Here is a 19919-nt window from a genome sequence, read left to right on the forward strand (position 1 = left end):
AGGAGCGGCGACGTGGCCCTATCCTCTTCGACCTTCAAGAACCCCTCGTACCTGCAGAGCTCCCTGACGCTCCTGCTCTTCTTCGCCTCCTGGGGCGTGTGGTGGTCCTTCTTCCAGATCTGGCTCACCGACCCGGACTCGGGACTCGGGCTCAACGGCTCGCAGGTGGGTACCATCTACTCGGTCAACTCGGCCGGGACCCTGATCATCATGCTGCTGTACGGGACGCTGCAGGACCGGCTGCGGATCAAGCGGCACCTGGTGATCTTCGCCGCGGCGATCATGACGCTGGTCGGGCCGTTCGCCATCTGGGTCTACCGGCCCCTGCTGGAGAGCGCCTTCGCGGTCGGGGTGGTCGTGGGCGCCGTCGTGCTCTCGGCCGGCTTCATGGCCGCCGCGGGGCTGCTCGAGGCCTTCTCCGAGCGGCTGAGCCGGGCCTTCAACTATGAGTACGGCCAGGCCCGGATGTGGGGCTCCTTCGGCTACGCCGTCGTCGCGCTGATCGCGGGCTTCCTGTTCACCGTGAACCCGGCGCTGAACTTCTGGCTGGGCTCCCTCTTCGGGCTGCTCTGCCTGCTCGTGCTCCTGCTCTGGAAGAGCCCGGCGGTCCCCCGCGACGCCGCGACCACCGTGGACCCGACCGACGTCGAGAACACCCCGGGCCTGCGCGAGATGGCCGGCGTGCTGCGCTCCCCGGCGCTGTGGGCGATGATCGTCTTCGTCCTGCTTTCCTGGACTTTCTACACCGTCTTCGACCAGCAGATGTTCCCGGAGTTCTACACGCAGCTCTTCGACACGCCCGAGCACGGGCAGCAGGTCTACGGCGTGCTGAACTCGGTGCAGGTCTTCCTCGAGGCGATCATGCTCGGCCTGGTGCCGATCCTCATGCACAGGATCGGGGTCAAGAACACCCTGATGCTCGGGATGCTGGTGATGTTCCTGCGCATCCTGGGCTGTGCGGTCTTCCACGACCCCGTGGTCATCTCCTTCGTCAAGATGTTCCACGCCCCCGAGGTCGCGCTGTGCATCCTGCCGGTCTTCCGGTACTTCACGCTCCACTTCAACCCGGCGCTGTCCGCGACGATGTACATGGTGGGCTTCCAGGTCGCCTCGCAGGTCGGGAACATCGTCCTCTCCCCGGTGCTGGGCGCGCTGCGCGACGGCATCGGCTACCAGCCCACCTTCTTCGTGATCGCCGGCATCGTGCTGATCGCCGGGATCTACGGCATCCTCGTGCTGAAGAGGGACGACCAGCAGGTCGACGGCGACCCCTTCGCCCGCCGCGCCGCACGCCAGAACACGACCAAGGAAGAGGTCCAGCGATGACCGAGCAGACCGTCGAGCCGAACCTGTCCGAGCAGCTCCGCCGCGCGGAGGCGGCCAACGCCGCCCTGCGCCGGCAGCTGAACCCGCGTTGGTACCCGACCTTCCACATCGCGGCCCCGGCGGGTTGGATCAACGACCCCAACGGGCTGTGCTTCTTCCAGGGCCGCTACCAGGTCTACTTCCAGCACAACCCCGCCAGCGCGCGGCACCACTTGATGCACTGGGGCCACGTGTCCAGCGAGGACCTGGTGACCTGGCGCCGCGAGCCGATCGCGCTGGCCCCCACACTGGAGGCCGACCGCGACGGCGTCTTCTCCGGCTCCGCGGTGGTGGGCGACGACGGCCGGCTGTACGCCTTCTACACCGGCCACCGCTGGCGCAACGGCGTGAACGAGGACGAGGGGAACCTCCAGGTCCAATGCCTCGCGGTCTCCGAGGACGGGGTGAGCTTCGAGAAGCGGGGCGTCGTCGTCGAGGGCCCCGAGGACCTGCTGCACTTCCGCGACCCCAAGGTCTGGCGCACCGGCGGGACCTGGTGGATGGTCTTCGGCGCCTGCTCGGCGGAACGCCGCGGGGAGGTCTGGCTGTACCGCTCCGAGAACCTCCTCGACTGGGAGTTCGACCGGGTGCTCTTCCGGGACCCGGACCCCGAGGCCTACATGCTGGAGTGCCCCGACATGTTCCCGCTGGAGAATAAGTGGGTGATCCTGTACTGCCCCATGGGCCCGCGCGAGGACGGCTTCCGGGCCCGCAACACCCACAACGCCGGATACGTGGTCGGCGAGTGGGAGCCGGGCGGGGAATTCCGCCAGCTCACCGAGTACCGGCCGCTGGACTGGGGGCACCAGTTCTACGCCCCGCAGACCTTCGAGGCCCCGGACGGGCGCCGCATCGCCTTCGGCTGGATGGGGTCCTTCGAGATCCCCGTGCCCACCCAGGCCGAGGACGCCTGGTGCGGCCAGCTGACCGTGCCGAGGGAGCTGACGCTGGACGCCGACCTGCGGCTGCGCAACCGGCCCGTGGCGGAGATCGAGCGGCTGCGCACCGGCTCACGCGAGTCCGGGCCCTTCGAGGTGGGGCTCAACGACGACGTCGTGCTCCTCGAGGACGCGGAGGCCTACGAGATCGAGCTGGAGGTAGACCTCGCGCGGACCACCTCCGAGCGGGTCGCGCTGAAGCTGGGGCTGACCCGGGACGGCAGCCACACCCTGGTCGCCTACGACGACCTCCTCGGCCGCGTGGTCCTCGACCGGCACGCCGCGGCCCACGGCGACCGCGGCCAGCGCGGCGCCCCCTTCCCGGGCGGGGACCGCCTGCGGCTGCGGGTCCTGGTGGACCGGGGCTCGGTGGAGGTCTTCGTGGACGACGGCGCGGAGTCGGTCTCCTCGTTCGCCTTCCCCGCCGAGGGGCCCCGCGCGGCGGTGCTCAGCTCCGAGTCCGGGAGCATCGCCGTCGAGTCGCTGAGGGTGCACCGGCTGCGCAGCGCGTGGGAGGAGACGGAGTAGGGGAGCAGGGCAGAGGAGGCCCGAAGGGGCGAGAGGCGCGCCGGAGGGCTGGCGCCTGAGGGACGGTGCTCTCCGGCAGCACTCTCCGGGCGGTGCCCTCCGGCCGGCGTCTTCTGGACGGCGTCTTCCGGCGCCTTCCGGATGGCACCCGCCGGGTGGCGCCCGCCGGGTGGCGCCCGCCGGGTCAGCGCCCTCCGTTCAGGGAGTCAGCTCCCGCACGAGCTGTGCCGCCCTCGTCTCCCGGCAGGCGGCGAATCCCGTCCCCGCCCACAGGTTCAGGTGCTCCGGATCCCCGGCGGTGTCGGCGAGGCGCCGCATCTGAGAGGTCAGGTAGTGAACCTGAGGATATAGAGCCGGAGCGTGGGCGGAGTGCTCCGCGGCGAAGGCGTTCTCCACGGTCCGGGCCGGCCGGCCGGAGAAGGCCCGGGTGAGCACGGTCCCGCGCCCCCTCAGCTCCAGCAGCGCCCGGCGGTGCGTGGCCTTGGTCCCGGCCTCCCGCGCGGTGAGGAACAGGGTGCCGACCTGCACCGCGTCCGCCCCCGCCTCCAGCAGGCGCACGACGTCGTCCCTCCCCGCCACGCCGCCGGCGGCGATCACCGGCCGGTCCGTGGCGGCGCGGGCCGCCGCGATGAGGTCCGTCAGGTCCTCCGCCGAGTCGTCGTCGATCCCGGCGGCGCTCGCCCGGTGGCCCCCGGCCTCGATCCCCTGGACCCCCAGGGCGTCGGCGCCGGAGCGGGCGGCGGAGAGGATCCCGGCGCGGCTCGTGGCGTAGAGGATCGCCGCCTTGCCCGCCTCCGGGACCCGGCGGACCACCCGCTCCCCGGGGTGGCCGAAGGTGAAGGAGACGCAGGCCGCCGAGGAGCTCAGGACCCGCTCGAGCTTCTCCTCGAAGCCGTCGTCGGACCAGTGCGGCTCGGACGGAAAGACCTCCGGGGAATATTCCCCATCGGCTATCAATAGCTCGCGATAGGCGTCGTAGCGGGCCTCGGCGTCCTCCGGCGGGCCGGCGTCGGGGACGAAGAGGTTGACGCCGTAGGGAGCGGAGGTGAGTTCCTCGACGTCCCCGAGGGCGCGGTCCAGCGCCTCGAGGTCGAGGTATCCGGCGGCGAGGAACCCCAGGCCCCCGGCGTCGCTCACCGCCGCGCACAGCCGAGGGGTCGAAGGGCCCCCGGCCATCGGGGCGAGGACGATCCTCCGATCCTCCATCACCTCGCGAAAGCGGTCCGTCATGGCTGCTCCTTACCTAGGGCGTCCCCGGTCTCGGGCTCTCCGGCCAGCGTACAGAGGGCCGCGGGTTGCGAAAGGCGGGGAGGGGACGCATCTCCGTCCGCTCGGTCGAGGCGAGACGCGCCTTCCGACCGCCCGAATCCACAGGCACCGGCCCGGAGCGCGGCGGTGTTGCTATGGTGAGAATCACCTGCACCCGCGACGACGCGAAGGAGTCGAACACCATGCGCGCAGCCCGCTTCTACGAGAACCACGACATCCGCATCGACGAGATCGAGGCTCCCACGGCGGGCCCGGGGGACGTCCTCATCGACGTGGCCTGGTGCGGCATCTGCGGGACCGACCTCCACGAGTACCTCGACGGGCCGATCTTCGTCCCGCCCGCCGGGCACCCGCACCCCATCTCCGGGGAGGAGGCCCCGGTGACCCTGGGCCACGAGATGAGCGGGACCGTGGCCGCGCTGGGCGAGGGGGTCGATGACCTTGAGGTCGGACAGAAGGTCGTGGTCGAGCCGTACATCATCCGCGAGGAGAACGAGGGCGACCAGAACTACCAGCTGAGCCCGGACATGAACTTCATCGGCCTGGGCGGCGGTGGCGGCGGGCTCGGCGAGCAGATCGCCGTCAAGCGCCACTGGGTGCACCCCGTCGCCGACTCGGTCGAGCTCGACGAGGCCGCCCTCATCGAGCCCCTCTCGGTGGCGCACCACGCCTTCGTCCGCTCCGGCGCCGGAGCCGGGGACGTCGCGATCATCGGCGGGGCCGGGCCCATCGGGGTCCTGACCGCCGCGGTGCTCAAGGCCGAGGGGCTGACCGTGATCGTCAGCGAGCTCTCCGAGCTTCGCCGCCAGAAGGCGCTGGACGCCGGGGTCGCGGACCACGCCTTCAGCCCCCGCGAGGTCGACGTCGTGGAGAAGGTCAAGGAGCTGACGGGGGGCCGCGGCGCCGACGTCGGCTTCGAGTGCAGCTCGGTCGACGTCGTGCTGGACATGCTGCTCGACGCCGTGCGCCCCGCCGGCGTGATCGTCAACGTCTCCATCTGGGGCCACGAGCCCAAGGTCGCCCTCCACAAGCTGGTCATGAAGGAGATCGACCTGCGCGGGACGATCGGCTACTCGCACGACCACCCGGCCACCATCCGGCTCGTCGAGGAGGGGAAGGTGGACCTGCGCCCCTTTATCACCGGCAAGATCGGGCTGGAGCATCTCATCGACGAGGGGTTCGACACCCTCATCAACCACAACGAGACGGCCGTGAAGATCCTGGTCTCCCCGACCGGGAAGGGATTGGAGGAGTAGAGCGCGGATCTCCTGCGCCGTCCCGGCCCGCCGGGCCGGGGGCCGCAGCTCGGCGGCCGGGGAGGACGCGGGAATCGACGAGGACGAGGACATCTACGAGGAGGAGGACGCCGTGAGCGCGCAGACCGACCGCAGGATCCAGGACATCATCGAGGACATCGAGGAGCCGGGACGCTCGGCCCCCGAGCACTTCTGCGACCGGCACGACGCCGGTCAGGCCGCGTTCATCGTGGATCGGCCGGGGCGCCGTCCCGTGAGCCACAGCTTCGGAGAGCTCGCGGAGCGCTCCCGGCGGATCGCGAGCTGCCTCGCGGCCCTGGGCGTGGGGGAGGGGGATCGCGTCGCGAGCTTCATGAGGCGCTCCTTCGACCTGCCCGCCCTCATCCTGGGCGCGTGGCGACTCGGGGCCGTCTACACGCCGATCTTCACCGCCCTGGCCCCCGAGGCGGCGGAGAGGCGGCTGAGCCGCTCCGCCGCCAAGGTGGTGGTGGCGGACCCCGAGTTCCTCGGGCACGTCCCGCAGGGCGAATGGACGGTGCTCGTCACCGGCTCCGAGGCCGTCGGAGGCGCGCCCGCCCTCGATGCCGAGCTGGAAGGGCACGGGCCGTGGGAGCAGGCGGCCCCCGCGGGGCCCGATGTCCCCCTGGTCCAGATCTTCACCTCGGGGACCTCCGGCCGCCCCAAGTCCGTCGTCCACACCAAGCGCCACGCCGCCGGCTGGCAGAGCTTCCTGGAACACGGTCTGGCGCTCGGGCCCGAGGGCGCCTACTGGTCGGCCGTGGACCCCGGCTGGTCCCTCGGCCTGTACACCGCGCTGCTGGCCCCCATGCTGCTCGGACGCTCGAACATCCTCACCGAGGACCGCTTCGAGGCCGGCTCGTCCTGGGACGTGCTCTCCGACCTCGAGGTCACCGACTTCATCGCGGCGCCCACGACGCTGCGGGTCATGCGCAACTCCCCCGAGAAGCGGATGGTCCGGCACCTGGAACGGCTCTCCAGCGCGGGGGAGGCGGTGACCCCCGGTCTGTTCGAGTGGTCGGACGACCTGGGGACCCAGGTCCACGAGTTCTACGGGCAGACCGAGACCGGTCTCTGCGTGGGCTTCCCCCATCACCCCGATCTGCGCCTCGACCCCGTCCAGGGCGCGATGGGCAGGCCCCTGCCCGGCTGGGAGATCGTTGTGCTGCGGATGGACGAGGACCGTCCGGCTCCGGACGGGGAGATCGGCCGTCTCGCCGTCGACGTCGCCGCGAGCCCCTTCATGACCTTCGAGGGCTACGACGGTCCCCAGGAGCCGGAGGACGAGCGGTTCACCGCGGACGGCGTCTACTACCTGACCACCGACCTCGCGATCCGCGAGAGGAACGGGATGCTCCGGTTCGCGGCGAGGGACGAGGACGTGATCCTGTCCTCCGGCTACCGTCTCAGCCCGGTGTCGATCGAGAACTCGCTGATGGGACACCCCGCGGTGCACGAGGCCGCGGTCGTCGGGGACGCCGACCGGGACCGGGGCGAGATCGTCCACGCCTACGTGGTGCTCGAGGAGGGGCACGAGCCGGGCCGGGAGAAGGAGGAGGAGCTGCAGCGCTGGGTCAAGGACAACTACGGCGCGCACGCGTACCCGCGGCAGGTGAGCTTCATCGGCGAGATCCCCACCACCGAGAACGGCAAGGTGCGGCGCTCGGTGCTGCGCCGGCGTCGCGCGGGCTGACCGGCCGCGCGGCCCGTGCGGCGCTCCGGTCGCGGAGCGGCCGGCCAGGCCCGCGATCTGCGGGTGCGGTGGCGTCGCGACCCGGCCCCCCGAGTCGGCCCCGGGCCTCAGACTGGGCCCCGGCCCCGGCCCCGGTGACCCGGCCCGGACGGGTGTTCTCCGGCGGACCTCGCCCCTAGGCTGGTGACATGGAGATCACGATCCAGCCCGGAGACATCACCCAGACCCGCGTCGACGCGATCGTTAACGCCGCCAATTCCTCCCTGCTGGGAGGCGGGGGCGTGGACGGCGCGATCCACCGCGCAGGAGGCCCGGGAATCCTGGCCGAATGCCGGCGGATCCGCGAGGAGGAGCTGCCGGACGGTCTGCCGGCCGGGCAGGCGGTGGCCACCACCGCCGGCGACCTCCCCGCGCAGTGGGTCATCCACACCGTGGGGCCCACCTACGCGAAGACCCCGGAGAAGTACGCGGAGAAGGCCCCGATCCTGGCCTCCTGCTACCGGGAGTCGCTGCGCGTCGCGGCGGAGCTCGGGGCCCGCAGCGTCGCCTTCCCGGCGATCTCCGCCGGGATCTACGGGTGGCCCATGGACGACGCCGCCCGCATCGCCGTCGAGACCGTGCAGGAGCAGGGGGAGCGGCTGGGCGACGTCGTCGGAACCGTCGTCTTCGTGCCCTTCAGCGCCGAGGCCGAGCGCTGCTTCGAGCAGGCGGTGGAGGGGGCCGAGGCCTAGCCGGGCGGTGGGAAGACAGGCGGTCCCAGCGCTGGCCGGGTTCCCTGGGGACTCAGGGCCTGGGATCCCGGCCTCGGCCGGCCCCGAGCGAGTTCCAGGACAGGCGCCGCCAGGGCGGCCAGGACAGGCGCCGCCAGGACTGCCAGGCCATGAGGACCCCGGAACGCGGAACGGCCGGGCCACCCGGACCTCACGAGGAGGTCACGGGCGACCCGGCCGTTACCGGGGTCTGGGGAGCCTAGAGGGCGCGGACGCTCTTGGCCTGCATGCCCTTGGGGCTGCTCTCGGACTCGAACTCGACCTTCTGCCCCTCGGCGAGTTCACGGTAGCCGTTGCCTTCGATGGCGCTGAAGTGGACGAAGACGTCGTCGGATCCGTCATCGGTTGCGATGAAGCCGAAGCCCTTTTCCGCGTCGAACCATTTCACGGTGCCAGTGGCCATAATGATGTGTTTCCTTTGATCATGCTGAGACCGCACGGCGGCGGCCGGTACTCGCGCCGGAGTGCCCGACGCGTTACGAGTGAAAAGACTGAGCGGCTGCCGCGTCAGCGGCTGCAGAGCAGAGAACGGGAACGGGGCGGATTCGCTGGGTGCACCCCCGGAAATTCGAGGGAGACCGTGAGAATCTCGTCATTCCCTCTTTTCGTCGCTCTCACGAGCCTACCAGCCGAGGGGGCGTATCACCTACGGGATGGCGACACGGGTTTCAGCCCCCGGCGAAGGCGAGCCCCCGGCGCCCCGGACGACGGCGGCCCGGAGGCCTCCTCGCCCTCAAGGGAGGAGGCCTCCGGGCCACCGGTCGGAAGGGACCAGCCTCCTGGAGGGAAGGGTCAGTCCTTCTGCTCGGCCTCGGCGGCGCTGTCGTAGTGCGAGGCGTCGAAGCGCTTCACGGCCTCGTCGATCATGCGCTCGGCATCCTCCTTGGTGCCCCAGCCCTCGCCCTTGACCCACTTGCCGGGCTCCAGGTCCTTGTAGCGCTCGAAGAAGTGCTGGATCTCGTCCTTCTTGTAGTCCTCGACGTCGTCCAGGGACTGGATCGCGTCGAAGCGCTTGTCGGTCGAGACGCAGAGGACCTTGGCGTCCCCGCCGGCCTCGTCGGTCATCTGGAAGACGCCGATGGGGCGGGCCTCGATGATGACGCCCGGCATGATGTCGTAGTCCATGATGACCATGGCGTCGAGCGGGTCGCCGTCCTCGCCCAGGGTGTCCTCGAAGTAGCCGTAGTGGGTCGGGTACTGCATCGAGGTGAAGAGGACCCGGTCCAGGCGCAGCCGCCCGGTCTCGTGGTCGATCTCGTACTTGACCCTGGACCCCTTGGGGATTTCGATCGTGACGTCGCGTTCCATGGATTCCTCTCCTTGCGATCGGGGATGCGAGGGGCGTCCTCGCCCGCGCCCGCGCAGAGGATGCGGGGCGCGCCTTCTGGCCTAATCTATCGTCCGGCTCCGCGAATCGGTAAAACCGCGTCCGGGGGCGGCGGCATGAGATTCTGGGGGAGAGGACCCCGGCCGCAGCGCCGGGGCGGAGAGGGAGCCGATGTCTGAGCAGGGGGCCCGGAGGGGCCGGGGATGGTGGGCGGCCGCGGCCGTCCTCGCCGTGGCGTGCTTGGGCGTCACGGCCTGGCTGGTGCCGACCGCCGTGGCGAACTGGGACGCGATCTTCTTCGAGGCCTCGGACGGGGGCGCGGAGGAGCCCGACGCCGGGCCCGTCTCGCCCCTGCCCTCCGATGCGCCGCATCCCGACGCCGAGCAGCTCGGTCGGAGCCTGGACGCCGCCCTGGCGGGCATGGGCGGGGGGAGGCTCGGGGCCCGCGTCGTCGACGTCGAGAGCGGGGAGGCGCTGTACTCGCGGGACGACGCCGAGCCGCTGGCCCCCGCCTCCAACCTCAAGGTCCTGACGGCCTTCGCCCTCCTGCGCCACGCCGACCCGGGGGACCGGTACCTCACCGAGAGCCGGATGGGGGCCGAGCCCGGCTGGATCACGCTGGTGGCGGGCGGGGACACGATGCTCTCCGACGCGGCGTCGGACCCGGACGGCGTGATGGGCCACGCGGGCCTCGGCGACCTGGCCGAGCAGACGGTCCGCTCCCTGCGGGAGGACGGCGTCGCCGGCCGGCAGCAGGTGCGCCTGGACGCGACGCGGTTCACCGGCCCCGCGGTCAGCCCGGACTGGGCGCCGGAGGACGTCGAGACCGGCTACGCGACGGGGGTCCACCCGATCGCCCTGTGGGACCACCACACCCAGCGGCCGACCGATCCCGAGGACGTCTCCCACCGCCCTGACGACGCCGCCCTGGACGCGCTGGACGCCTACGTCGAGGCCCTCAACGCCGCCGGCGCGGAGGCCGGCCTGTCCTTCGCCGCGGCCCAGGACCCCCGCGAGCTCCCGGCCGGCGACGCCGACGGCGACCGGCTGGGCGGCGTCAGCTCCGCGACCGTGCTGGAGCAGGCCGAGTACATGATGGAGAACTCCGACAACGTCCTGGCGGAGGTCCTGGGGCGCAACGCCGCGGTCGCGGCGGGCGAGGAGGGCTCCCTGGAGGGCGGCGTCGCGACCATCGAGCGCGCCCTGCGGGAGGAGGGAGTCTCCCTCGAGGGGCTGGACCTGAAGGACCTGTGCGGCCTGGCCGCCGACGACAGGGTCACCGCCGCGACCCTGGCCGGGGCGGTCTCCGGCGCGATCCGGGACGGCGGGCCGGCCTCCCACCTGGCGGAGACCCTCCCGGTCGCGGCGGGGACGGGGACGCTGTCCGAGCGCTTCGACGACCCGGAGGAGCAGGCGGCGGCGGGGTACGCCCGCGCCAAGACGGGGACGCTGCTGAGCGTCACCGGCCTCACCGGGTACACCACGACCTCCGAGGGCAGGCTGCTGGCCTACTCCCTGGTGGTCAACGACCTCCAGGACGCCGACGCCGCGCGGGAGGCCCTGGACCTCGCGGTGGCCGAGCTGACCCAGGCCTGAGGGGACCGGCGGCGCTGAGGGCGACCGGCCCGGCGGCGGCTCCTCCGACGCCGCGTCCGCCGGACTCAGACCCGGTGCCCGCGCGCCCTCTGGAGCGCGTCCGCGGCGCGGATCAGGGACAGGTGCGAGAACGCCTGCGGGAAGTTCCCCGCCAGCCGGCCCGTGACGGGGTCGTACTCCTCCGCGAGCAGGCCCGTGTCCGAGGCGTAGGAGCACAGCTGGTTCATCAGCCGATGGGCGTCGTCGGTCCGCCCCGAGTTCGCGTACTGCTCCACCAGCCAGAAGACGCAGATCAGGAACGGGTGCTCCTCGCCCTTCAGGCCGTCCATGGCGGTCTCGGTGCGGTACCGGCGGATCAGGCCGTGCTCGTCCATCAGGTCCCGCTCGATCCGCGCGACGGTCCCCAGCATCCTCGGGTCATCGGCCGCGATGAACCGGGTGTGCGGGAGCTGCAGCAGGGAGGCGTCCACCTCCCGGCTCCCGTAGGCCTGGACGAAGGAGCCGATCCCCTCGTCGTAGCCGCAGGCCATGACCTCCTCCCGCAGCCGCGCGCGGTACTCCTCCCAGCGCTCGGTCTCCCCGTCCAGGCCGTGCTCCTCGACGGCGCGCAGCGCCTCGTTGAAGGAGGCCCACATCATCACCCGGCCGTGGGTGAAGTGGCGGGGCTCTCCCCGCATCTCCCAGATGCCGCAGCCCTTCCTCTCGAAGTTCGCGATCGTGTAGTCCAGCAGCGCCTTCTGGAGCTCCCAGGAGAACTCGGTCTCCTCGTGGCCGCAGTCGCGCAGCTCGGCGAGCGCCAGCATCACCTCGCCCACGACGTCGGCCTGGAACTGGTCCGCGGCGGCGTTGCCGATCCGCACCGGCCGGGAGCCCTCGTAGCCGGAGAGGTGGGGGAGCTCCCTCTCCTCGAGATCGCGCTCGCCGCCGAGGCCGTACATGATGCGCAGGCGGTCGGCGTCGCCCGCGACCGCGCGCAGCAGCCAGTCACGCCAGTGCAGCGCGCCCTGCGGGTACCCGTGGGCGATCATCACCTCCACGGTGAGCGCGGCGTCGCGCAGCCACGTGTACCGGTAGTCCCAGTTGCGCTCGCCGCCGAAGCTCTCCGGCAGCGAGGCGGTGGGGGCGGCGACGAGCCCGCCGGTCTCGGCGTGGGTCAGGGCCTTGAGCACCAGCAGGGAGCGCCGCACCAGGTGGCCCTCGGGGGAGTTGACCTCGAGGCGGCGGGTCCAGCGGCCCCAGTAGTCCTCGGCGGCGCGCAGCGCCTGGTCGGGGTCCGCGGGGACGGGGGTCTCCTGCCAGGAGGGGAACCAGGTGAGGCTCCAGTCCAGGGTCTGGCCGGCCGTCATCGCGAACCGGCCGGCCAGGCGGGGCGCGAGGCTGCCGGAGGCGCTCGGGGCGGGGCGGTCGGCGGGCCGGTCTCCGGCGGGGTGCGGGTCGACGTGCTCGGCGGGACGGCCGTCGGAGGGGTCCCGTTCGGCGGGACGGCCGCTGGGGGAGTCCTGCTCGCCGCGGCCGGCCTCGTCCTCGGGCGGCGCCTGAGCTCCCTCGTGAGCCGTCTCGCGCTCGCGGGAGGCGACGCCTTCGCCGCCCCCGCGCCGGACGGCGTCGTCCTCCGTGGGAAGGGTGGTGGCGGCGAGGAGCGGGCCGCTGACCAGCACGCCGTCGGGGCCGGCGCTGCACAGCAGGGCGTCCCGGCCGCCCCCGCCCGGACAGGCCACCCGGCGGAACCACGGCAGGGAGCGGGCGTAGTTGAAGCGCAGGCGGAGGTCGTGCTCGACCTCGACCGATCCCTCGAGGCACTCGACGCGGCGGATGAGGTTCGAGTGGCCGTCGTGGGGCGGGAGGAAGTCGGTGACCCGGACCCGCCCGCCCGGGGCGCGCCACACGGTCTCGAGGATGAACGAGTCTCCGCGGTAGGAGCGCTCGACGACGTGCCCGCCCATCGCGGAGAGCTTCCACCGGCCGTCCTCCGGGCCGCCGAGGACGGCCGAGAACATCGCCGGGGAGTCGAAGCGGGGCAGGCACAGCCAGTCGACGGAGCCCTCCCGCGAGACCAGCGGGCCGGTCGAGAGGTCGGAGAGCAGCGCGTACTCCTCCAGCGGCGTGCTGGGGTGCTCGGTCGGTGCGCGCCCCGCGGCGCCGGTGCTCTCAGACATCTTCCCTGTATATCGCAGCGTGCTAGTAGCGTGAAGGCATGAAGGATTCCATGGACACCCTGATCGTCTGCGGCGCGAACGGCGACCTCTCCTGGCGGCTCCTGCTGCCGGGGCTCGCGACGTACCTCGCCGAGCGCCGGCCGGAGCGCGGCGTCGAGCTGATCGGCGTCGGCCACAGCGAGGACCGAGGGTTCGCGGACGCCGCGGGCCGGGCCTTCCGCGAGGCGCTCGACGAGGAGCGGCTGCGCCTGGACGGGCCGCGGCGCACGCTGGAGGGGGCCCGCTACCTCCAGGCCGACGTCACCGACGCGGAGGAGCTCGGCCGGGTCCTGGGGGAGGCGCAGGGGCCGCCCGTCCTCTACCTCGCCCTCGACCCGGCGATCGTCGACGGCGCCTGCGCCGCGCTCGAGGAGCTCGCGCAGCGGGGCGCGCTGCCCGAGGGGATGGTGCTCGCGGTCGAGAAGCCGTTCGGCACGGACCGGCAGAGCGCGCGGGAGCTCAACGAGCGGCTGGGACGGATCCTGCCCGAGGAGGACATCGTGCGCGTGGACCACTTCCTCGGCATGCCGGGGGTGCTGGGCGTCCCGGGCCTGCGCTGGGGAAATCCCGGCCTCGAGGGGAGGTGGGACGCCGAGCACATCGAGCGGATCGAGATCGTCTTCGACGAGACGCTCGGCCTCGAGGGCCGCGCCGACTTCTACGACGGCACCGGGGCCGCGGAGGACATGCTCCAGTCCCACCTGCTGCAGGCGATGGGGATGCTCATGATGGACCTGCCCGAGGAGGCCTCGGGCGAGGCGCTGCAGCGCGGCAGCGCGGAGCTCATCGCCGCCGCCGGGCTCGACGCGGAGGACCCCGGCGCCGTCTTCCGGGCCCGATACACGGCGGGCCGCGTCGGCGGGGCGGACCTCCCCGACTACGCGGAGGAGGAGGGGGTCGACCCGGAGCGGGGCACCGAGACCTTCGCCCGCCTCGTCGTACGGGTGAGGACGCCGCGCTGGGAGGGCGTGCCGGTGGTCCTGCGCTCGGGCAAGGCGGTCGGGAGCCCGCGGCAGGAGATCGCGGTGAGCTTCCGGGCCGAGCCCGGCCGCGAACGGCCCCGGGGCCTGGGCGAGGCCCGCGGGGACACGCTGCGGATCGGCCTGGAGGACGGCGCCGTCCGCTGGGAGGTGACAGCCGGCGGCCCCCACGCGTCCGGCGGGCTCCGGAGGGTCACGCTCTCCTCCGGCGTCGGGCAGGAGCCGCTGACCCCGTACGGAGCGGTATTCATGGGGATCTTCGAGGGGAACCCGGCGCTGCGGGTCGCGCCGGGCGCCCCCGAGGAGGGCTGGCGCATCCTCGCGGAGGCCCGCGCGGCGTACGAGGACGGACGGGCGCCGCTGGCCACCTATCCCGCGGGTACCACGGACCCTCATATGGCCTAGCCAGAAAGCGGAGGACCGTCTTCGAGCGGGGGAGGGTTAAGCCCTCCGGGCGATCGCATACTCTTACAGGGTCTATCACTCCTTGAAACCCTGAACGAGGTTCACGTGACCCTGAAGAGAATAACGGGTGGAGCCCTCGCGCTCGCCGTACTCATCGGTAGCCAGCTGGCTCCCGCCGCCGCCCAGGAGACCCCTGGAGCACCGGCGCCGCAGACGCAGGAGGCCGCGCCCGCCGGGCCCCCGGCGCCCCAGGCTCCCGCGCCCACCCTCGCCGCCACCCAGGCCCTGCAGGCCCCGGGCGCCGCCGAGTCCGCGAAGCCCGCCCCGACCCTGGCCGAGTCGGCCCCCACCCCGCCGCAGGAGGACGCCGAGGGCGAGGTCCTGCCCGAGACCGACCGGGTGATCGTCCGCTTCGCCGACGGCGTCTCCGAGGAACAGAAGTCCCAGGTCCTCGACGAGGCCGCCGCCGGCACCGCCGTGACCGAGCCGGAGATCGTCAAGGAGTCGGTGGGGGAGAACAGCGTTGTCGAGGCCAACACCGGGCTGGACCAGGGCGAGCAGCGGCAGGTCGTCGACAAGCTCAAGGCCAGCCCGCTGGTCGAGACCGCGGAGCCGGACCTCATCGTCCAGGCGACCTCCGCCGCGCCGAACCCCACCGGCGAGCCGCACTGGGGCAAGCAGTGGAACATGCGCACCATAGACGCCCAGGGCGCGTGGCCCGCGGCGACCGGCTCGGGGGTGACCATCGGCGTGGTGGACACCGGGATCGTCAGCCACCCGGACCTCAACGCCAAGGTCGTGCCGGGTTACGACTTCGTCTCGGACACCTACTACAGCCGCGACGGCGACGGCCGCGACGCCAACCCGCGCGACGAGGGCACCTACTACGGCAACACCCGCTCCAACTGGCACGGGACCCACGTGGCGGGCATCGCCGGGGCGGTCACCGGGAACCGGATCGGGGTGGCCGGCGTCGCGCCCGACGCCAAGATCCAGCCCGTCCGCGCGCTCGGCACGGCCGGCTCCGGGTACATCTCGGACATCGCGGACGCCACGGCCTGGGCCGCGGGCTGGCAGGGGCCGGGGATGCCGCGCAACGCCAACCCCTCGCAGGTCGTCAACGTCTCGATGTCCTGGGCCGGCGCGTGCCCGGCGGTGATGCAGAACGCGATCAACGAGGCCCACAACCGCAACGTCCCGGTCGTCGTGGCGGCCGGCAACGCCGGGATCAACGCCTCCCAGGCGGCGCCGGCCAACTGCTGGTTGCCCATCGTGGTGGGGGCCACCGCCTCCAGCAACGTCCTGACCGGCTACTCCAACTACGGGTCCGCGCTCGACGTCGTCGCCCCCGGCGGCACCGTGGGCGCGGACATCTGGTCCACGGTGGACTCCGGGGCCTACGGCCCGGTGGGCCCCTCCTACGGCCCCCTCAACGGCACCTCGATGGCCGCGCCCCACGTGGCGGGCACCATCGCGCTGATGAAGCAGGCCAACCGCGGGCTCACCGTGGAGCAGATCCGCGGCACGCTGCGCTCCACCGGCCGCTCGGTCTCCGGGTACCCGCTGATCAACGCCAACCGGGCGGTCGCGGCGGTCAAGCCCGCCGCCAAGCCCAAGCCGAGCACCCCCGCGGTGGGAGGGGCGATCGGTGCCTACTACCACCGCAACGGCGGCGCGGGCTCCTTCGGGCAGCCGATGGCCGGCGAGCTCTCGCTGGTCCACGGCGGGGCGGTCCAGGAGTTCAACCGGCAGGGCACCCGCGCGGCGATCTACTGGCACTCCTCGACCGGAGCGCACGCCGTGCACTGGTGGGGATCGATCGGGGCCAAGTTCAAGCGGGACGGCTACGAGCGCACCTACGGCTACCCGGGCAGCGAGGAGGTCCGCGGCAGCACCGGCTCGTACCAGTTCTTCAACGACCCCGGCACCCGCGCCACCAACCTGCTGATGTGGTCCCCCTCGACCGGCGTCGGAGCGATCCGTGAGAACACCGGCATCGGCGGCAAGTGGGCCGCCTCGGGCCGCGAGTCCGCGATGGGCTATCCGGTGGGCGACGAGGTCAGGAAGTCCGACGGCGCGGCCTACCAGTTCTTCCGGGTCGGCAACCGCAGCCACCTGATCATGTGGACCCCGCGCAACGGCTCGCACACGATCCTCCAGCACGGGGCCATCGGGCAGGCCTGGATCAAGGCGGGGCGCGAGGGCGGCTGGGGGTACCCGGTCACGGACGAGTACGTCGGCTCCGACGGGCGCGTGCACCAGAAGTTCTCGCGCGGCGTCGAGGCGGTCTGGTCGCCGAGCGGGCTGCAGATCCGCCGCTGATCCGGTTCTGGGCGCCGGGCCGGGATGGGTCCCTCGGTTCTCGGCCCGGCCGGCGCCCCCTCCGGCCCGGTGTGTTTGCCGGGAGACGATCCCCCGGCGCCGGGCCCTTCCGGGCCGGCGCCCAGCCCCTGCGCACCCTCCTGTGGCATGGTGGTTCCCATGACTGAAGACATCATCAGCTGGGAGTCCGCGGCCGCCGCGGCCGCGCGCCTGGCCCCGGCGGGCCCCAAGCTCTCGCGGGCCGAGGCGCGGGCCGCCGTCGAGTCCATCCGCTACCACGCGAGCGCCTCGGTGGACCACGTCCACCGCATCACCGGGCTGGACGCCGCGGCGCGCCTGCACGACTCGCAGCTGCTGGTCGTGGACCGGCAGGGGTGGGCGCGGGCCAACTCCCAGACCTTCTCGATGATGCTGAACCGTCTGGTCAGCTCCGGGATGAGCGAGCGCCTGGGGCAGCTGAGCGGGCTGGACCGCCGGGTCACCGAGGCCGGCGCGGCCCTGGAGCTGGGCGGGGTGCTCGCCTTCCTCTCCGCCCGGGTGCTGGGCCAGTACGACCCCTTCGCCGCCCTGGGCGGCTTCGGCGCCCCGGGCGGCCGCCTCATGCTGGTGGCCCCCAACATCGTCATGATCGAGCGGGAGCTGACCCTGGACCCCGACGACTTCCGCCTCTGGGTGTGCCTGCACGAGCAGACCCACCGGGTGCAGTTCGCCGCCGCGCCCTGGCTGCGGGAGCACATGCTCGGGCTGATCTCCCGGCTCCCCCAGCAGCTGGAGGGCGGCGGGGCCGAGCTGCTCGAGCGGATCCTGGAGGGCGCCGCGGAGGTAGCGCGCTCCCTGACGGACCGCTCCCGCCGCACCGGGGGCGACGACGACGCGGCGGCCTCGCCGGCCGAGGGCGAGGACGGGGACGCGCAGTCCGGCCGGAACGCGGCACCCGCCGAGCACGCCGAGGAGCGCCTGCCGACGCACCGCATCGCCTCCCTGCTCGACGGCCCCGCGGCCAGCGCCTTCTCGGACCTCACCGCCATCATGAGCCTCATGGAGGGCCACGCCAACGTGGTCATGGACGCCGTCGGGCCCGAGACGGTGCCGAGCGTGCGGACGATCCGGCGCCGCTTCGAGGGCCGTTCCGCGACCCGCGGCGTCCTGGAGCGGATGATCCGCAAGGCGCTCGGCATGGACCTGAAGATGCGGCAGTACCAGGACGGCCAGAAGTTCGTCCAGGCCGTGGTGGACCGCCGCGGGATGGAGGCCTTCAACCGGATCTGGGAGCGGGCCGAGCACCTGCCGAGCGAGCGGGAGATCCACGATCCCCAGCGTTGGATCGCCCGCGTCCTCGACGGAAGGTCGGAGGGCTGATGGCGCAGAGCGGCCGGGAGGGCCGACTGAACCCGACCGTGGGCGCCGCCCGCGGGGCCTTCGCCGAGGCGCTCCGGCGCCAGCTGCCCGGGCTGGGCCTCGCCCCCACCGGGCGCACCCGGCGCCGGGATGCCCCGGAGCGGGAGCGGCCCCCGCTGGTGCTGGTCGCGTGCAGCGGGGGAGCCGACTCCCTCGCGCTGGCCTCCGTCGCCGCCCACTTCGCCCGGCGCGGGGACCTGCGGGTCGGGGCGGCGGTGATCGACCACGGGCTGCAGGAGGGCTCAGCGGAGGCGGCCGCCGGCGCCGTCGCCGCCTGCCGCGGCCTCGGCCTGGAGCCGGTGCTGAGCGAGCGGGTCGAGGTGCGCCGGGACGGCGGCGGCCTGGAGATGGCCGCCCGCGAGGCCCGCTACGAGGCGCTCGAGCGGATCGCGGCGCGGCACGACGCCGTCGCCGTGCTGCTCGGCCACACCCTGGACGACCAGGCCGAGACGGTGCTGCTGGGCCTGTCCCGCGGCTCCGGGACCCGCTCCCTGTCCGGCATGCCCGAGGGGCGCGCCCTCGGCGGGACCCGGCTGATCCGCCCCCTCCTCGCCCTGCGCCGCGAGCAGACCGAGGAGATCTGCGCGGCCGAGGGCCTGGAGGCCTGGCAGGACCCGAGCAACGAGGAGCGCTCCTTCCTGCGCAACCGCATCCGGCACGACGTCGTCCCCCACCTGGAGGAGCACCTCGGCCCGGGCATCCGGCGGGCCCTGGCGCGCACGGCCTCGGTGCTGGGCCCGGACGCCGAGCTGATCGAGGAGCTCGCCGACCGGGCGGCCGCCGAGGCCGCCGCGGACCCGGCAGCGTTCCAGCATCCGGACGGGGCGGAGGAGATCCACGGAGCCCTGCTGCTCTCCGCGCTGCGCGAGCAGCACCCGGCGCTGCGCCGCAGGGTGCTGGCGCGCGCGGTGGTCGCCGCCGGCGGGGAGTCCCCGAGCCACGAGAGGCTCGGCGCGCTCGAGGCCCTGGCCGCCGGGACGGGGAATGCGGGACCGGTGCAGATGGCGGGTAGAGTTGCCGTGTGGCGCCGCCGCCCCCTCGCCCGCCGTCGCACGGCGGCGGAGTCGGCCGCCGCAGGGGCCCTGCTGTTCGCCGCCGCGCGGACGGCCCCCGTCGCCGCGGTGCCCCCGGGAGCCACGGCCCAGAACTTGAATTAGGTCACCACCGCAGGAGACATCAGTGGATTCACAGGACGTCAAGGACGATCTCAAGCACGTTCTCTTCACCAAGGAGCAGATCCAGGAGAAGATCGCCGAGCTCGCCGCCCAGATCGACGAGGACTACAAGGACCGCGACGTCCTGCTGGTGGGGGTGCTCAAGGGCGCGGTGATGGTCATGGCCGACCTCTCCCGCGCGCTGCACGCCCACTACACCATGGACTGGATGGCGGTCTCCTCCTACGGCTCCGGGACCAAGTCCTCCGGCGTCGTGCGGATCCTCAAGGACCTGGACACCGACCTGCACGGGCGGGACGTGCTGATCGTCGAGGACATCATCGACTCCGGCCTCACCCTGTCCTGGCTCAAGTCCAACCTCGAGTCCCGCGGCGCCAGCTCCGTGGAGATCTGCGCCCTGCTGCGCAAGCCGGCCTCGGTCAAGACCGAGATCCCGGTCAAGTACATCGGGTGGGACATCGAGCCGGAGTTCGTGGTCGGCTACGGCCTGGACTTCGCGGAGCGCTACCGCAACCTCGACTTCATCGGGACGCTCGCTCCGCACGTCTACTCGTAGGCTTCAGGGACGGCGCGTCCCGCGCGCCACCGCGGAAGGGGAGGCTTCCGCTGTGAGGATAAGTCCGAGGGGACTCTCAGCTCACGGCGGTAGCCTTTTCCGAGACCTCACGTCACCCGTGACGACTT

The 19919-nt window shown here is 72.7% G+C and carries 15 protein-coding genes; 11 read left to right on the forward strand and 4 right to left on the reverse strand.

What is annotated here, in order from left to right; translation table 11 throughout:
- The first annotated feature begins 12 nt into the window (after positions 1–12).
- Positions 13–1326: an MFS transporter gene (locus tag EWV39_RS11465; RefSeq protein ID WP_129660271.1), complete on the forward strand. Its 1314-nt coding sequence runs from the start codon at positions 13–15 to the stop codon at positions 1324–1326.
- Complete coding sequence (locus EWV39_RS11470; protein WP_129660274.1) at positions 1323–2831, forward strand: glycoside hydrolase family 32 protein; 1509 nt, start codon at positions 1323–1325, stop codon at positions 2829–2831. Before EWV39_RS11465 ends, EWV39_RS11470 begins: the two co-directional genes overlap by 4 nt.
- Positions 2832–3029: 198 nt before the next feature.
- Here the strand turns inward: EWV39_RS11470 and EWV39_RS11475 are convergent, their stop codons facing one another.
- A complete protein-coding gene (locus EWV39_RS11475) occupies positions 3030–4061 on the reverse strand; it encodes an NAD(P)H-dependent flavin oxidoreductase (RefSeq protein ID WP_193554711.1) in 1032 nt (343 codons plus the stop codon).
- 221 nt (positions 4062–4282) lie between these two features.
- Here EWV39_RS11475 and EWV39_RS11480 point away from each other — a divergent pair, with 221 nt between their 5' ends.
- The 3 genes from EWV39_RS11480 to EWV39_RS11490 all read left to right on the forward strand — a co-directional run bounded on the left by EWV39_RS11480 (position 4283) and on the right by EWV39_RS11490 (position 7798).
- Entirely contained in the window at positions 4283–5356 is a 1074-nt protein-coding gene (locus EWV39_RS11480) for a 2,3-butanediol dehydrogenase (RefSeq protein WP_129660763.1), read from the forward strand.
- A 112-nt stretch (positions 5357–5468) separates the two neighbouring features.
- Positions 5469–7067 carry an AMP-binding protein gene (locus EWV39_RS11485; protein WP_129660277.1) on the forward strand — a complete coding sequence of 533 codons (1599 nt, stop codon included), beginning with the start codon at positions 5469–5471 and terminating at the stop codon, positions 7065–7067.
- Between the two features lie 188 nt (positions 7068–7255).
- Complete coding sequence (locus EWV39_RS11490; RefSeq protein ID WP_129660280.1) at positions 7256–7798, forward strand: O-acetyl-ADP-ribose deacetylase; 543 nt, start codon at positions 7256–7258, stop codon at positions 7796–7798.
- Positions 7799–8036: 238 nt separating this feature from the next.
- Here the strand turns inward: EWV39_RS11490 and EWV39_RS11495 are convergent, their stop codons facing one another.
- Positions 8037–8240 carry a cold-shock protein gene (locus EWV39_RS11495; RefSeq protein WP_129660283.1) on the reverse strand — a complete coding sequence of 68 codons (204 nt, stop codon included), beginning with the start codon at positions 8238–8240 and terminating at the stop codon, positions 8037–8039.
- Between the two features lie 389 nt (positions 8241–8629).
- On the reverse strand, positions 8630–9145 hold the full coding sequence (locus EWV39_RS11500) for an inorganic diphosphatase (RefSeq protein WP_129660286.1): 516 nt from the start codon (positions 9143–9145) through the stop codon (positions 8630–8632).
- Positions 9146–9335: 190 nt separating this feature from the next.
- Between EWV39_RS11500 and dacB the strand changes: the two genes are divergently transcribed.
- A complete protein-coding gene (dacB, locus tag EWV39_RS11505; RefSeq protein WP_129660289.1) occupies positions 9336–10760 on the forward strand; it encodes a D-alanyl-D-alanine carboxypeptidase/D-alanyl-D-alanine endopeptidase in 1425 nt (474 codons plus the stop codon).
- A gap of 65 nt (positions 10761–10825) precedes the next feature.
- Here dacB and EWV39_RS11510 read toward each other — a convergent pair whose 3' ends face one another.
- A complete protein-coding gene (locus EWV39_RS11510; protein WP_129660292.1) occupies positions 10826–12916 on the reverse strand; it encodes a glycoside hydrolase family 15 protein in 2091 nt (696 codons plus the stop codon).
- Between the two features lie 50 nt (positions 12917–12966).
- Between EWV39_RS11510 and EWV39_RS11515 the strand changes: the two genes are divergently transcribed.
- From EWV39_RS11515 to hpt, 5 genes are all read left to right on the forward strand, one after another.
- On the forward strand, positions 12967–14340 hold the full coding sequence (locus EWV39_RS11515; RefSeq protein WP_238148318.1) for a glucose-6-phosphate dehydrogenase: 1374 nt from the start codon (positions 12967–12969) through the stop codon (positions 14338–14340).
- A gap of 105 nt (positions 14341–14445) precedes the next feature.
- Positions 14446–16662 carry a S8 family serine peptidase gene (locus EWV39_RS11520; RefSeq protein ID WP_129660298.1) on the forward strand — a complete coding sequence of 739 codons (2217 nt, stop codon included), beginning with the start codon at positions 14446–14448 and terminating at the stop codon, positions 16660–16662.
- A gap of 159 nt (positions 16663–16821) precedes the next feature.
- The gene (locus tag EWV39_RS11525) at positions 16822–18021 is read left to right on the forward strand and encodes a zinc-dependent metalloprotease (RefSeq protein WP_238148319.1); all 1200 of its coding nucleotides are present in this window, start codon (positions 16822–16824) and stop codon (positions 18019–18021) included.
- Positions 18021–19217, forward strand: coding sequence for a tRNA lysidine(34) synthetase TilS (gene tilS, locus EWV39_RS11530; RefSeq protein WP_129660304.1), 1197 nt, complete (start codon positions 18021–18023; stop codon positions 19215–19217). Before EWV39_RS11525 ends, tilS begins: the two co-directional genes overlap by 1 nt.
- Before the next feature lie 22 nt (positions 19218–19239).
- Positions 19240–19791, forward strand: a complete 552-nt coding sequence (hpt, locus tag EWV39_RS11535) for a hypoxanthine phosphoribosyltransferase (protein WP_129660307.1) — start codon at positions 19240–19242, stop codon at positions 19789–19791.
- The last annotated feature ends 128 nt before the right edge of the window (positions 19792–19919 follow it).

The sequence above is a fragment of the Rothia halotolerans genome (genome assembly GCF_004136635.1).
Lineage (GTDB): Bacteria > Actinomycetota > Actinomycetes > Actinomycetales > Micrococcaceae > Rothia > Rothia halotolerans.

Excerpts from the sequence above, each read along its gene's own strand:
- EWV39_RS11470 (WP_129660274.1), top strand. The coding sequence starts at position 1,323 with ATGACCGAGCAGACCGTCGAGCCGAACCTGTCCGAGCAGCTCCGCCGC.
- EWV39_RS11475 (WP_193554711.1), bottom strand. The coding sequence starts at position 4,061 with ATGACGGACCGCTTTCGCGAGGTGATGGAGGATCGGAGGATCGTCCTC.
- EWV39_RS11480 (WP_129660763.1), top strand. The coding sequence starts at position 4,283 with ATGCGCGCAGCCCGCTTCTACGAGAACCACGACATCCGCATCGACGAG.
- EWV39_RS11490 (WP_129660280.1), top strand. The coding sequence starts at position 7,256 with ATGGAGATCACGATCCAGCCCGGAGACATCACCCAGACCCGCGTCGAC.
- EWV39_RS11495 (WP_129660283.1), bottom strand. The coding sequence starts at position 8,240 with ATGGCCACTGGCACCGTGAAATGGTTCGACGCGGAAAAGGGCTTCGGC.
- EWV39_RS11500 (WP_129660286.1), bottom strand. The coding sequence starts at position 9,145 with ATGGAACGCGACGTCACGATCGAAATCCCCAAGGGGTCCAGGGTCAAG.
- dacB (WP_129660289.1), top strand. The coding sequence starts at position 9,336 with ATGTCTGAGCAGGGGGCCCGGAGGGGCCGGGGATGGTGGGCGGCCGCG.
- EWV39_RS11510 (WP_129660292.1), bottom strand. The coding sequence starts at position 12,916 with ATGTCTGAGAGCACCGGCGCCGCGGGGCGCGCACCGACCGAGCACCCC.
- EWV39_RS11515 (WP_238148318.1), top strand. The coding sequence starts at position 12,967 with ATGGACACCCTGATCGTCTGCGGCGCGAACGGCGACCTCTCCTGGCGG.
- EWV39_RS11525 (WP_238148319.1), top strand. The coding sequence starts at position 16,822 with ATGACTGAAGACATCATCAGCTGGGAGTCCGCGGCCGCCGCGGCCGCG.
- tilS (WP_129660304.1), top strand. The coding sequence starts at position 18,021 with ATGGCGCAGAGCGGCCGGGAGGGCCGACTGAACCCGACCGTGGGCGCC.